Source organism: Hahella sp. HN01, from assembly GCF_018986435.1.
Taxonomy (GTDB): Bacteria; Pseudomonadota; Gammaproteobacteria; order Pseudomonadales; family Oleiphilaceae; genus Hahella.
The window spans coordinates 97949-112468 of sequence record NZ_JAHMIN010000025.1; the positions used below are offsets into that span (position 1 = coordinate 97949).

10 protein-coding genes are annotated in these 14520 nt (G+C 53.8%); 1 reads left to right on the forward strand and 9 read right to left on the reverse strand.

The annotated features are described in order from the left end of the window. Positions 1-79 precede the first annotated feature (79 nt). The 8 genes from KP814_RS21825 to KP814_RS21860 all read right to left on the reverse strand — a co-directional run bounded on the left by KP814_RS21825 (position 80) and on the right by KP814_RS21860 (position 12895). Complete coding sequence (locus KP814_RS21825; RefSeq protein WP_216738761.1) at positions 80-3829, reverse strand: CHASE domain-containing protein; 3750 nt, start codon at positions 3827-3829, stop codon at positions 80-82. A 61-nt stretch (positions 3830-3890) separates the two neighbouring features. Continuing rightward, positions 3891-4505, reverse strand: coding sequence for an Hpt domain-containing protein (locus KP814_RS21830; RefSeq protein ID WP_216738762.1), 615 nt, complete (start codon positions 4503-4505; stop codon positions 3891-3893). Positions 4506-4553: 48 nt separating this feature from the next. Next, positions 4554-5492, reverse strand: coding sequence for a diguanylate cyclase (locus tag KP814_RS21835; RefSeq protein WP_253938547.1), 939 nt, complete (start codon positions 5490-5492; stop codon positions 4554-4556). Between the two features lie 7 nt (positions 5493-5499). Next, the gene (locus KP814_RS21840; RefSeq protein ID WP_216738764.1) at positions 5500-9291 is read right to left on the reverse strand and encodes a response regulator; all 3792 of its coding nucleotides are present in this window, start codon (positions 9289-9291) and stop codon (positions 5500-5502) included. 245 nt (positions 9292-9536) lie between these two features. Further along, positions 9537-10733: a hypothetical protein gene (locus tag KP814_RS21845; protein ID WP_216738765.1), complete on the reverse strand. Its 1197-nt coding sequence runs from the start codon at positions 10731-10733 to the stop codon at positions 9537-9539. Between the two features lie 104 nt (positions 10734-10837). Further along, a complete protein-coding gene (locus tag KP814_RS21850) occupies positions 10838-11458 on the reverse strand; it encodes a hypothetical protein (RefSeq protein ID WP_216738766.1) in 621 nt (206 codons plus the stop codon). A gap of 227 nt (positions 11459-11685) precedes the next feature. Continuing rightward, on the reverse strand, positions 11686-12060 hold the full coding sequence (locus tag KP814_RS21855) for a hypothetical protein (RefSeq protein ID WP_216738767.1): 375 nt from the start codon (positions 12058-12060) through the stop codon (positions 11686-11688). A gap of 133 nt (positions 12061-12193) precedes the next feature. Further along, a complete protein-coding gene (locus KP814_RS21860) occupies positions 12194-12895 on the reverse strand; it encodes a Yip1 family protein (RefSeq protein ID WP_256446055.1) in 702 nt (233 codons plus the stop codon). A gap of 213 nt (positions 12896-13108) precedes the next feature. Here KP814_RS21860 and KP814_RS21865 point away from each other — a divergent pair, with 213 nt between their 5' ends. Further along, positions 13109-13723, forward strand: coding sequence for a YitT family protein (locus KP814_RS21865; RefSeq protein WP_127971292.1), 615 nt, complete (start codon positions 13109-13111; stop codon positions 13721-13723). A gap of 288 nt (positions 13724-14011) precedes the next feature. On the opposite strand, the gene KP814_RS21870 is transcribed toward KP814_RS21865, so the two are convergent. Next, positions 14012-14251: a hypothetical protein gene (locus KP814_RS21870; protein ID WP_216738769.1), complete on the reverse strand. Its 240-nt coding sequence runs from the start codon at positions 14249-14251 to the stop codon at positions 14012-14014. Positions 14252-14520: the final 269 nt, after the last annotated feature.

The following is a 14520-nucleotide window of genomic DNA, read 5'->3' on the forward strand; positions in this document are numbered from 1 at the left end:
TACGCCCATCAGAACCTTTCTGGTGGGCGCTTTCTTGCTCTTGCGCTTATTCTTGTTCTTGCTCTTACGACCACCCTCTCTAAGGCGACAAAGTGGTAGACGCCTCCTGTTCTACCTGCCGCAACATTTCCAGGCAATGACCGTAGGCCGCGTCAAAGTCCAGTTGATTGATATCTTCTTCCAATACGCTAAAAGCCACCGGCAGTTGCTGGCGATAAACGGCGTTCAACTCCGTAAATAGCTTCAATGCATTCATATTGGACAACTTGACCAACTGCGCCAGTTCCCTCAGCCCGGCTTTCAGTCCATCAAGCGTCTGATTGGCGGAGATAAGCTCATCCTCTGGCGTCTTAGGGTTCAGCAGGGGAACGATTTGATTCAGCAGGTGATACGTACGCTCAAATTCCGCCCGGATATACGCCACGGCATTCTGCTCCGGCATCCATTCGTCGCCTCCACGCAATCCCCGCTCCTGCGCCCCGGCGGCTTCCGCCAATGTTGGCGCGCCTACCGCGCCCGCCAGTCCTTTTATCGTATGCAGTATATCCGCTGCGCGCCGCGTATCCCCTCGGGACAACAGGTCAGGCAGCTCCTTCAGCATCGCGCTGACATCGCGAATAAAGCCCTGCGTGGCGTTGCTGTAGGCGACGGTATCCTGCCCAAAACGACGCAACGCATCCCGCAGTTTCAAACCTTGCGCTTCCGCCAGCGTTATCGCCGGCTGTATATACGGCGGCGTCTCCGATGTTGAAGCCGTCTTTGGACTCACCGCAGAGACAGGCGGTGCGATCACTTTTGCGCCACCACGAGTCTGGGTGTGTTTCAGAATCACAGCCACCAGTTCGCTCAGATCGAAGGGCTTGCCGACATGGTCGTTCATACCGGCGGCCAGGCAGCTTTCCCGGTCTGAAGGCATGGCGTTGGCGGTCATCGCGACGATAGGCAGATCCTTGAACACAGCATGGTCGCGAATCTCTCGCGTGGCGGAGTAGCCATCCATATCCGGCATTTGAATGTCCATCAGCACCAGATCGTAAGGCGGCGACGCTTTCTTCACCGCAGTTACGCCAGCAAAGCCGCCGTTTGCGATATCAACCAGCGCGCCGCAACCACTCAACAGCTCGCGCGCCACCTGTTGATTGGTCAGATTGTCCTCCACCACCAGGATACGCAATCCCTTCAATTGAGCGTCCGCCTGCGCGGAGCTGCGATTGATCTGTAGCCGTTGTCGATAGCCGGCGCGTGCGTCAGTCACTGCTTCCGATAACATGGCGGCGGTGATGGGCTTCACCAGATAGCCATCCAGCAGGCCCGCTTCCCCCTCACGCGGGTAGGATAAAATTTCCCTGTCCTGGGTCGTCACCATCATGATGAGCGGCATTTTAACGCCCATCAGGACCCGGCGAATGCGCCGAATGCTCTCCCAGCCGTCCAATCCCGGCATGCGCCAGTCCATCATCACGACATCATAGTCGGCGTTCGTCTCCCTGGCGGCCTTCACCATGGCGATCCCCTCTTCGCCGGAAGCAGCCCCTTCTCCATGCCAAGAGAGATGTTTGACGATATTGCAGTGGATGTCCCGCGCGCATTGATTGTCATCGACGACCAGCACCTTCAGCGGCCCCTGGAGCGCTGGCTCCGGTTTCCGCGCCACTTCGTCAGAGCAGGTCAGGCGCACAGTGAAATAGAACTCACTGCCCTCGCCGAGCGCGCTTTCCAGTTGCAGTTCGCCGTCCATCATGCGAATGAGGCGTTGGCAGATCGCCAATCCCAGTCCGGAGCCGCCATAGCGTCTGGAGGTAGAGGCTTCCGCCTGAGAAAAGCCATCGAAGATATGTTTTTGTTGCGCTGCGGAAATACCGATGCCGGTGTCGCGCACGCTGAAATAAAGCCACAGATGTGTGGCTTCCATCTTGTGTAATCTGATGGTCAGCACTACCTCGCCGGACTCCGTGAACTTGATGGCGTTGCCCGCCAGATTGATAAGGATCTGCTTCAAACGCAGGGAGTCTCCCACCACCTGCTCCGGCAGCGCGGGATCGATATCGAACAGCACCTCTACATTCTTCTTGCCGAGACTGGCGGACAACAGCACGCCCACTTCCTGCACCAGTTTTTCCAGATAAAACGGATGCAGATCCAACTCCAGCTTGCCCGCCTCCACCTTGGAAAAGTCCAGTATGTCGTTGAGAATGCCCAGCAACGTGCGCGCAGCGGATTCAGTTTTGTGAATGTAGTCGGACTGCCGCACGGTCAGATCCGTTTGTTGCACCAGCTGCAGCATGCCCAGAATGGCGTTCATGGGAGTGCGGATTTCATGGCTCATATTGGCGACAAAATCCGACTTGGCGCGACTGGCGGATTCCGCCGCTTCCTTGGCCTGGCGTAATTGCTCGGTGCGTTCGGCGACCTTCCGCTCCAGGTTAACGTTAAGCAGCTGCACCTGGGTTTCGATGGCTTTTTGTTCGGTGATGTCGCGAATCGTGGTGGCGGCGCCGACGATCCGGTTATTGGCGCCTTTGATCGGAAAAACGGTAACGGACACGTCAAAATGGCTCCCGTCCGCGCGACTGCGAATCGTATGAAAGTTAGGCACCACTTCGCCCTGAGTTACCCGCTCCATAATGTCTTTTTCTTCTTCGCGGCAATTGGGCGGTACGATCAGACTCATCAGCGTTTTACCAATAGCCTCCGCCGCGGGGTATCCCAGCATTGATTCCGCGCCCTGGTTCCAGTTCGTAATTTCACCTTCCAGAGTAACGCCGATAATGGCGTCGTTGGAGCTTTCCACGATGGCCGCCATGCGCGAGCGCTCCAGACCTATATGCATCTTGCGCTGCAGATTGACCAAAAAGATATAGAACAGACCAGTCATCAACACAGAGATCAGCGCCAGGGTGAGCGCCACCTGAACTGGCGACAGCAAATGCAGACTGTCGACGAACGCCGGCAACGCCTTGATGCGCATGCGCCAGGTGCGTTGATACAGATCCAGATTGATGACGGTCTCCAGTCCGTCTGCGGCGGGTCGATCAAAACCGGCGGAGGTGTAGAAAACATCTTCCTCCCCGGATTCAGATACATCGGTCAAAGAAAAAGCAAAATCGTCACTATGAAAGTTCAGATCCTGCAACACTTCGTCCGTCACCAAAGGCGTATAGGCCCAGCCGAAGGTTTCCCGCTCTCTTTCCTCCACCGTGGCGGGAAACAGATCAGTGCGATAAATCGGAATCAGCAATAGAAAGCTGCGCTGCTTCTTTCCTGACGCCTGCACTAAGGTAATAGGTCCGGACAGAGTAGCCTTGCCGCTGCGCATCGCCGCCAGCGCCGCATCGCGTCGAGTGGTTTCAGAACCGATATCCAGGCCCACCGCCTGTAAATTATGTTGCTCCGGCTCCACAAAACGCACCACAAAGCGCTCGGTGTCGTTCACCTTAATTTGTTTTATGGCGAAGTCGCCGCCCCGTTCGCGTCGCGCCATGGCGACGAAGTCCGCCTCCTGCTCCAGAGTGACCCGCTGGATCAGGCCATACCCCCGGGAACCAGGGAACTCACGTTCCTGCTCACGAGAGTGGGAATATTCCAGGAATTTGCGATAGCTGATGTTTTCACGGCCGCCTCCGATGATGGCGCCGCGGGCGCCGCGCAGGCCGTATTCGTATATCTGCATCCGCAATTGCACCTGGCTGGCGACGCGATTAGCCAGCATATCCAGTCGCGCTCTGGACTCGCTCTGATTCATCTTGGCCCGGCGCACGCCTTCTTCCAGGGCCAGTAGCACGCCTACCGCCAGCAACCCCCAAAGAAACCATCTCATACGTCCAAGCATCGTGCTCTCCATGCGCACCCTCCGTACTGCTCGCTATCGAGTCTGGCTGGCTTCTATTGCGTCAGACATGGCCGTTCTCCTGTATCAATCCGTCCAGTTCCTCCAGAACTTCATCGAACTGGAGATTAGCCACTTTTTCACGAATGGATTCAAACTGAGCGGCGCTGCACAAGGTTTGCAAAGAGGAGCGAATACGGTCGAAATAATCCAGCGCTTCCATATTGCTGCCCTCCAGCAGCTCGCGCCAATGTTGCAGCATATCCAGGTCCAGCTCGACATTAATCGGGCAGCCCGAGGACGGCGGGAACTGCTGCGACCACTCCATCAACTCTTTCAGCATGGCGTCCATCCGACGCTCCAACGCGTTCAGCAGGCGGCTTTTGTCCGTATCCTGGTCGGCCCGTATGCTTTCCTCCAATTCGCCGGCGCACTCCGCCACCTTCTCAGCGCCCAGGGTGCCCATGGAGCCCCGCAGCGTATGCGCCAGACGCAGCGCCTCCGTCATGCTCCCTTCAGCCATGGCCTTGCGAATATTCGTCACCGGTTGTTTGCCGCGACCTAACACCTGACACACCAGTTCACGCACATGATTACCCAAAGAGCCTTCCTGTTGACCCGCCAGCAGTAACTTGGAGTAGTCCAACGTGCTTTGTTTCGGCTTTATCCCATCCTTCACTTTCGCGCCTCACCTCACCATTTCATCTTCTATTTTTCAAATCCCCATTTAAAGCATCCGTTGTTCCTCTGCGTTATCTTCAGCGCAGTGGACACGCCCTCTTCCCGCCTGTTTCGCCGCGTACAGCTGCTGATCCGCCTCTTTGATCAAGTCCACAATCTCGATATGCCGGATCGGATAGATCTCCGCCACGCCGATGCTGACAGTCACCACATCGGCGATTTCCGAAGCCTGGTGTTCGATGCCCAGCGCTCTGATGGAAGCCTCTAGTTCGCGACCCAACTGACATGCGCCGGCGATTTTGGTTTCCGGTAATATGCAGGCGAACTCCTCGCCCCCATAGCGGGCAGGAAGATCGTCAGGACGCTGCAATACCTGTTTCATACAGCCCGCCACCATCCTCAGGCATTCATCGCCGGCGATATGACCGTAGCGGTCGTTGAACTTTTTAAAATAGTCTACGTCCAGCATCATCAGGCTTAATGGGTGGCCATTGCGTTTACAGCGACGCCACTCTCGCTCCAGACATTCATCAAAAAAGCGTCGGTTGGCGACGCCGGTCAGCCCATCCAGAAACACCAGTTGCCGCAGAAGATCCGCCTGAAACTTAAGCGTCAGGTGAGCGCGCACCCGGTTACGCACCGTGGCGGGGTTAATCGGTTTGGTGATGAAATCGACGCCGCCGGCGTCCCAGCAGGCGTCCTGCTCTTCCGGCGTGTTGTGGGCGGTGACGAAAATGATCGGGATGTCTTTGGTTTCTGGAGAGAGCTTCAATTGACGGCACACCTCCAACCCGTCGGTATCCGGCATAATGACATCCAGCAGAATCAGGTCAGGAATGTCTTTCTTGCAGAATTCCAGCGCCTGCGCGCCGTTAGTCGCCATGAAGACGTCATGCTCGCCTGCGAATAATCGATAGATCGCCTGGATGTTAATCGGCTGGTCATCCACCACCAGAATACGCGCCCGTTTTTTTTCAATCTGCATTGGCATGTCAGTTACCGATACAGTCCGAAGACTCCAGCTGTTTCAACATGTCGTTACACAAAGTCAGCGCCGTGCTGAAATCGAGCTGGTTGATGCACTCTTCCAGTTCGTTGACAGCTTCCGGCAACTCCGACCCGTATTTCCTTTTGAGATTCTCAAAAAACGAAATCGCCTCCATATTTGACGCACGCACCAGCGACGCCAGCTCTTTGAAATCCTGATGCAGACTTCGCTCCGGCTGACCAACGATATCCGGCGGGGACTCCATCGCTTGTTTGACCGCCAGCAGATTATCGATTTCCACCACGATCTGAGGGGTTCGCTCCAGTTCGCGTCGCAACGCCGCCAACAGATTTTCATCCAGCTCGTGATTACGCAGCGCCAGTTCCACATCCTGGATAATATTCATATGCCCCCCTGAACCGATGGAGCCAGCCAGGCCCTTCAGGGTATGCAGGATATTCGCCGCCTGCTCAGGATCGCCGCTCGACGCGAAGTAAGCGTTCCATTCCTCCAGTAAGGCCTGCACTTCCTTCTTATAACCAGACACCGCCGTTCGATAGGTGCCCAGGCTGCCGCCAAAACGAGCCAGCGCGGAAGCGACGTCAATCTGCAGACTGTTGGCGAATTGCAATTCTTCTTCCGTAAACAGAGACGTCGTCGTATGCAGCGACGCGACTTTTTGCAGCCGACTTTCCAGTCCGGTCTGCTTGAGAATGACTTCCACCAATTGCCCCAGCTCAAAGGGTTTGCTGACATGATCGTTCATGCCCACGGAAAAACAGGCATTCCTGTCCGAGGACATGGCGTTGGCGGTCATAGCGACAATGGGTAAATCCGCCAGTCCCAGGCGATTGCGTATTTCTCCTGTGGCGCAATAACCATCCATCACCGGCATTTGAATATCTATCAACACCAGGTCATAGCCCGGTTGCGCCCGCTTGACCATCTCCAGGCACTCCGCCCCATTGCAGGCGATTTCCACCTGCGCGCCTTCGCTGATTAACAGCTCCTGGGCGACCTGCTGATTGGTCGGATTATCCTCCACTACCAACAGTTTCAGCCCTTTCAGCATCTGACCGGAGCTGCGCCAATGGTAAGAAGTTGAAGAGCCTTTTCGCCCCGCCGCGCGGGCGTCCGCCACTGAATCCAGTAATACGGAGGCCGTTATCGGTTTGACGATAAAGCTGTCGAGCATGGCTTCGTCGCCGCTCTGGCTGTGGCGCTCCAGTATTTCCCGTCCCTGGGCGGACATCATCACCAGGATAGGCCGGACATCGCCAAAGTCCATGGAACGGACTTTCCGGCAAACCTCCAGCCCGCTTTCTTCCGGCATCAAATAGTCCACGAATATCACGTCGTAGGGACGCGCACTGTCGCGACTGGCTTCCAGATAGACGACCGCCTCCGCTCCCGACGCCGCCAAATCCGTGCGCCAGCCAAACCCTTGCGCCATACCGGCGACGATTTCTCTGGCGGTGTCGTTATCATCCACCACCAGCACATTGAGCTTGTGCAAGTTGGGAATGGTGCGCCGCAGGTCCTGGGTATCTCCCACTACTCCCAACTTGACCGTGAATTTGAAGGTGCTTCCTTCGCCTGGCGTACTCTCCACGCTCATCTGGCCCTTCATTAAATCCACCAGCCGACGACAGATAGCCAAGCCCAGGCCGGTGCCGCCGAAACGCCGTGAGGTGGAAGCCTCCGCCTGGGAGAATCCGTCAAAGATGTTCTGCAGGTTCTCTGGAGAAATGCCGATGCCGGTGTCCCGTACGCTGAAAAAAAGCTCTAATTCACGTTCTGTGCGCTTCAGCAGCCTGGCGGATAGTACGATTTCGCCAGCATCCGTGAACTTGACGGCGTTGCCGACCAGATTAATGAGTATTTGTTTTAGCCTCAGACCATCCCCCAGCATGTCGTAGGGTATGTCAGGGTCGATATCGAACAGTAATTCTACGGGTTTGCCGCCCAGATTGGCGGACATGATAACGCCGACTTCACGAAACACCTGATCGATATTGAAGGGATGCATATCCAGACTGAGCTTACCCGCCTCCACTTTGGAGAAGTCGAGAATATCGTTGAGGATGCTCAACAAGGTGCGTGCGGCGGCGTCGAGTTTATCAGCGTAGTCATGCTGGCGGCTGGTCAGCACCGTACGCTGCAACAGCTGCAACATGCCCAGAATGGCGTTCATCGGGGTGCGGATTTCATGGCTCATGTTGGCGACAAACTCGGACTTCGCCATGCTCGCCGCTTCCGCCACATCTTTAGCCTTTTTAAGCTCTCCCGTACGTTCCCTGACCTGCAGCTCAAGATTGGTGTTCAGCTCAATCACTTGCTTTTCAATGGCTTTTTGCGCCGAGATATCGCGGATAGTGGTGGCGGCCCCCAGTACCGCGCAGTTTGGGCCGCACACTGGCGATACGGTGATGGACACGTCAAACTCGCTACCGTCGCGTCGTTTACGAGTGGTATCGAAATGACTCACCGGATCGCCGCGACGCAATCGCTGTAATATGTATTCTTCCTCAGCCATGCGCTCCACGGGCATGATCAGGGACGCCATAGTCTGCCCGACAGCTTCCTCCGCTGTGTAGCCGAACATTTCTTCCGCCGCCCGGTTCCAGCTTGTTATGACCCCTTCCAGTGACTTACTGATAATGGCGTCGGTAGAACCATCGACAATCGCCGCAAGCCGCGCCTGCTCCTGACTGATCTGCATGCGGCGGCGCAGGTTCAACATAAACAGATAAAGCACCACGCCCAAAATCGCCACCACTATCAACACCGCGCCAATCGCCACTCTGCCGGTTTGCGACGCATGCGTGTTCAGAAACTCGTCGCTGACTGACTTCACCAGCGTCAGATGTCGAGACGGGTTATTATTGTCCAGCGGAACATCGACCATGACAGCATGAATCAGACCTTTTGGCCCCATAAATACTTTCATGTGCTCATAGGCGCCATATTCGTCCGAGGTGGTGAAATAGTCGGTCCAGCGGTGACGCTTACCGATATCAAAACCAAAGACTTTTCTGCGGTCGGGATGCACCAGAAAGTCGCCATCGCTGTTGAGCAAATAGGTGGTGTATTCCGGCGCCAGATCGGTGACCAGCTCCGTAAAGATTTCAGCGAACTCCACGTTGATCACCACCATGCCGAACAGATAGCCTTCCGCATAGATAGGGACAGAAACCCGAATCACTGGCCGATGGGGCGTCTCCAATTGATTATCCTGCTCCCGATTCAGGCTGATGTCGGAAACATAGGTCTCTCCTGCAGGCAGTTTGAGCGTTTCCTGGAAGTAGTCTCGCCCCGCTTTGCTTTGCAATTCCCGCTCCGATACGGCGACCACTCCTTCCGGCGTGCGATCCACACGCACCAGCTCCCTTCCCTTGTCCGCCACGCCGATATAGCGCACTTGCGCAAAGCGGGGGTTTTCTTTCATAAATTCGGAAAAAATGACCTGCAAGCGCCTTTGCCACACAAGCAGTGAGTTCCCTTCTTGCGGGTCAAGGCCATTATTATCAATGGCGCGGATGATGCCTTGAATAGGAGGCGTGTTGGACAGGAAACGCACGTCGCGACGATATAGATCCAACTTGCTCTGTATGGCTTCCGATCTCAGCTCCGCCTGTTCCGCCAGCCTGAGGTCGTAGTTGTGATGTTCCTGATCGAGTTGATAGAAATAGGCCAGATAATAGAAAGGAATCGCCAGCGTGCAGAAAGCAAGCGTAACCGCCAGCAAGGTTCGCATGCTGAGCAATGATGCATCAGAAAGTCTGGCGGACGCCATGAAAGCCCCTCCCTTAACACCAGAAGTTTTCTGGTTATCCCTACGAACTCAGGCGGCCCCTGAACGTTCGTTTTGATCGCTTCTCCCCCTTTACAGCTTAGACTGTATTGAGAGACATGCGAGGAATGGCGCGACTGACAGCCTGATCAAGGAATACAAGGGGGAAACAGGCTGCCGGAAGGCGACGCTGGGCAAGGGACGATAAAGGGAAGAGACAGGGAAATCTGCGCGTGGCGTCACGCAGATCAGTGACGCCTTAAACCGCTTCCCATTTGAAACGCCGTGCCCACTCCCAGGAATAAAAACAGGATATCCAGAAGACCGAAATCTTCTCGCATCAGCTGAAAAGTGGAGTATTCCTGAAATTCCTGACTGAATGTGGCTTGCACCCATTGTTCAAACGAAGGGTTTTCCAGCGCCACTTTGCGTAACTCCGGCTCGAACTCCCGTTTGAAGTCATCAATTTCAAATTGCACCACTTCGCTGGGTTCACTGGCCTCGGTGTAGCCGTACTCAATCATGAAATTGCGCAGCGAGTCGTCATCGGTCACATCGGTTTGATAGCTGTGAGCGGCCTGTATAACCGAATCATAGACCGGGCGAAAATCCTGCAACTCGATTTCCCCCGAATCCGCCAGGATTTCAAACCAGTTATCCTGAATACTCTGAATAGCCATGTATTTACCACCAGTGATGGCGAGAAAAGCCAGGACGCCGCAGGCTATCCCATTAGCGAGGCCTCTTCCCCCCATCGCCAGCGCAGCGAATCCCACTGCGCCGCCAATCCCCCAGGCGATCAGGCCATACTCACTACCTGTGGCCAAGACGATCACTTTCCATAGCAAAGCGCCGATTATCGCAGCGCCTGCTGCTGCTGCGACGGCCTTGAGGTTGAGCGCTTCAACATCGTCCGTCGCGTAGGTGACTTCGTCCTCTTTGCCGGGTTTGGCGCTAGAGTTGCGGATATTGCCGCCGGGCCTTGTTGCCGCCGCCGTTGTTGGCGCCGCTTCAGTAGGTTCCTGCGCAGGGGCGACTTTGTGCATGTATACGCCACAGCCGGCGCACTGCTCCGCTTTGGGTTGCTCCAGGTTACATTTCGGGCAGGTGACCCTTTCGTCAGTAGGTTTGACTGCCTCCACCTCCTTCGCCCGGAGTTCTTCCTCTGTTGGTTCCAACGAGAGAGTACGCCCTTTAAAAGTGGGCTCCGGTTTCACCTCCTGCACCGTCGCCGCCATGCCGATGCTATCCAGCTTGCGTACGTATGCGCGCGCCGTTTCCAGGTCCAGACCTTTCTTTAAAACGAGTTTCTTACTAAGCAGCGCCTGGGCCTTTTCTGGCGTGGTCTTGAATAATTTCGCACAACTATTCGCCACTTGCTGAGCGTCAAAGCCCGCATTGATTTCCCCGCTGCTTACAACGTTATAAGTTGGGGTCCGCCCCATAAGCTACTCCTCGCCATTAACGACCGTTAATGAAGGATAGCCTGATAATTACTTAACTCCAAGTTATTAGATTAATTGAAGTTTCCAGGCGTAAAACGAAAATCTCAATGTCCTCCGGCGTGTTCCTCCACCAGTGGCGTCACGCTGGGCTTGAGGTTGGATTCTATATCAGATTGATAACAACGATGCTTGGGGTCCCATCTCAGGCATAAGCCCATAGCGGACTTACGCATTTGCTGAGCCTGATAGTCATTGATGACGAAATAAAGGCTGCTAAGCTTTTGTAGTCGTCCTGATCCTGCGGGTTTGGCGAGTATCACCATCTCATAGGGCCCAGACTTGAACTCAAATTCAGGTCCTTCCGTTTCGGTCAGGAAATGATGCTCAAGAACGACGCCTTCCTTCGGCGCCAGCAAGCCGCCGCTTTCCCGCAGGCATTGCTTGTTAAGGTAGGCCCAGACGCTAAAGTTGGCTTCCTCTTCGCCCCGACGCAGCCACAGGGTCAGGTAGTCGATCACCACCCCGCGCTTGGATGCGCTGAACAAAGCCGTCCGCAAACGCACTTCGCTGATGCGTTTACCTTGGGACGTGGTGTCCTGGTCAAGCAGGATATAGCTGGGTTGGGCTAGCTTCACATCTCCGCGATAGGTTCGGAAAGCCCAAAGAGCGATGGAAAATCCAATCAGCGCCGCGCCGAGCGCAGCGAAAATTTCCGGTGACGGCACGATTCCCTCCTTCCTTTACGTCCATGCAAGCAGCGAAGCTGCCTTGATTCAGTTATAGCTCAACTGGCGTATTTTTGCACAACGACGCCAGTCAGTTTCGCGGACTGGTTCCGAAAGGGCGAATACGCAGACAGGAAGGGATGAGTCCTCAACGAACGAGCGGCATGGCGAAAAAAGGGTGAAAGCCCGTCCACCCTTTTTCCAACCCGATCTAGACCGCGCCGCCGTTAACGGCAGGTGATAGTTCTATACAAGGGGTAGCACTGATTTTTGCTGCCAGTGCTTTTTGACACCCACTGCTGCTGGTACCAGTCGAAAGTGATGTAGGAACTCTCATCCTCGCCGCAGAGGATAGAACCGCCAACCGAGTTGTTGTAACCCTCTTCTTTACAGAACTGGGTTCCGTTAGTGGCGTCGATAAAGATGTAATCAGTACGGCCATACTGATTCATACGCTGCGGATAATAAAAACTTCTCTCCGCCGCCGCCATTTGCGCCACATCCACCTGAGCGACGCGATCACTCGCGCTGGCGATCTGATTCAAAGAAAGAGTGCAAACCATGCAGGAAGCGGCCAAAGCCAATACTTTTGTTTTTAACATTGCAGAAATCCTTTCATAGCATAACGTAGTGTTTAAACTCCCATGAGGGAGCCGCTTAGTGTGCGGCGGCTACGTTACAATCCGTTGAACGCCCTTTTGCAATATGGCTTATGACTATCGTTGAGCCTCTCCTTTAAAAGTTCAGCAACCCTCGATACCAGAGAAAACCTAATCCCAGAGGAAGATAGATAAAGATCGTCGCAACAAAAATAACCATCACCCAATTCGCTAATGCTTTCCAAGCGGAAAAGCCCTGAACCTGGCCAAGGCATTTGAGAAAGACGACGAATCCCCATATACCGAAAACAATTCGAATAGCGCTGACCGCGATAAATATAATCCAAAATTCCAGTTCGCCGTCAGCGATAGCCAGATAGAAATCAAACAAACCGATGTCTAAGATCAGGCATCCAGTCAGGAAGAAGAGAGCCGTGGCGAAGAATGGAATATACGACCATGCCATGGCCTTACGTATGTCTGAATAACTCGCTCTTCCGTTTAGCAAACGGCCAGTCCATCGAATCAGCTCACTCCCCAGGTAAACAATCAAAAGCCCTTCAACCAGACCTGCCAGGAGCGCCCAGGGCCATACACCGTCAAAATCCCCCTTAGTGGAGAGTTTATTGTCACTAATGCGATAGAGCATATTGATCATGCCCGCCATTCCAGCCATAACAAATACAGACTTGTCTGACGCGCTTTGAGCAAGCTGTTGCATGGTTGCGCGAGGCCGTAACCAAATGGAGAACCAGGGATTTAGTCGTTCATTTTCTGACGGAGTGACAGGGGGCTCCAATTCGACACTTGGCGGAGTATAGGGAGAGCGTTCTTGCATGGCGTTTTATCAATTCAAATGGAACAAAAAGAAAACGGCGGGAAATTTACGTTTAGCCACAGATTAAAGCCATACCCAAATCAATTTTTCTGTAAAAATCCCTAAAATATCCCGTTATTTTTTGTAAGATCCGCGACTTTTGTCTTTTGCATCGTTAAAATCGCCGCGCTGGGCGACTTCCAGGCTGTATTTTCCCCTTCTGACGGATTCACGATGACTAATAGTTCCCTTACCCTACAATCGCATTCACTTCCTGAAGATCTGTTTGCGCTGATCAGCGGCACGGCGTTTGTGGCTTTCGGCGTATTTCTGTTCAACGGAGCCGGCTTGCTGACAGGCGGTACGGCGGGGTTGGCGCTGTTATTGACGCATGTGCTGCATATCAGCTTCGGTAAGATTTTCTTCCTGCTTAACCTGCCGTTCTATTGGCTGGCTTTCAAGCAGATGGGATGGCGTTTCTGTCTCAATACGTTTATTTCCGTCGCCATCGTATCACTGGTTGTGGATCACACCGGAGATGTCGTCTCCATTGAGTCGATAGAGCCTTGGTTCGCAGCGGTTTTCGGCGGCTTTCTGATCGGCATGGGCATGCTGATTCTGTTCCGTCATAAATCCAGCCTGGGCGGCGTCGGCATCCTCGCGCTATACCTGCAAAAGCGCAATATCATGCGCGCCGGAAAGTTTCAGATGATGGTGGACTGCATTATCGTGCTGGCGTCCTGCTTCATCGTCACTCCCATGGTTCTGATTTACTCAGTGCTCGGCGCAGTAGCGCTGAATCTGTTGCTGACAGTCAACCACAAACCTGGACGCTATCAGGTAGGCTAATACAATCAGTGGCGTCTTGAGAGAGGACGCCACGCCCCTCATGATTTCCCACGCACAAAACAAAATCCCCGTTGAATAGTCCAGGCGTTTACCTGCTGCCTCAGCTTATGCCTGGTTCTTTGTCTGAATTGCCTGCTTTGAGACGCAGCGAATAACAACTCCGCCTCCGCGAGCGTCAGTTCGATATCCCACAACCAATCCGAAGCATCATCAGCCCAGTTGCGCATGTCATGCTGAAACGGAAATAAAACAGGGACTTTAAAAGGAAAAGATTCGGCATACCTTCAATTACTTAAAAAAAGCATTGAACAACATAATTTTAATTGCTCGAAAGCCCAACATAAACAGGATAACAAAGACGATCGGCGCAACGAACGCAATTAGAAGCATCCACCACGGCACTGCATGAATATCGGTATTCATTTCTATACCTAGAACTTTATCGAAGAAAAAAAAGGTAAAATAGACTCCTACGCCGCCGCCAAACACCATTGTCAATTTATCAAAAAAAGAATACTTATCATTCATATACGCTTCTCTTAATCTACTCCGTATATTGCGACATCAAGAAAAAACCTGAAAAGCCATAGACGCACAAGGTATTATCCAGCGTTTCTCTTTCCAGGTGAAAATCATTTTAAAAGTCTCCTAGGGAACCTCTGAATAACCCATAGTTATCCCAATATCCCTCTCCATTGTGCATTTGGCCCAACCATATACTGCTTTTTCCAACAACTTTCGCCCCTTTCAGGGCGGAAGTGGGCCTATCGCCCTATATCCGCAGCTCTTTCCACACC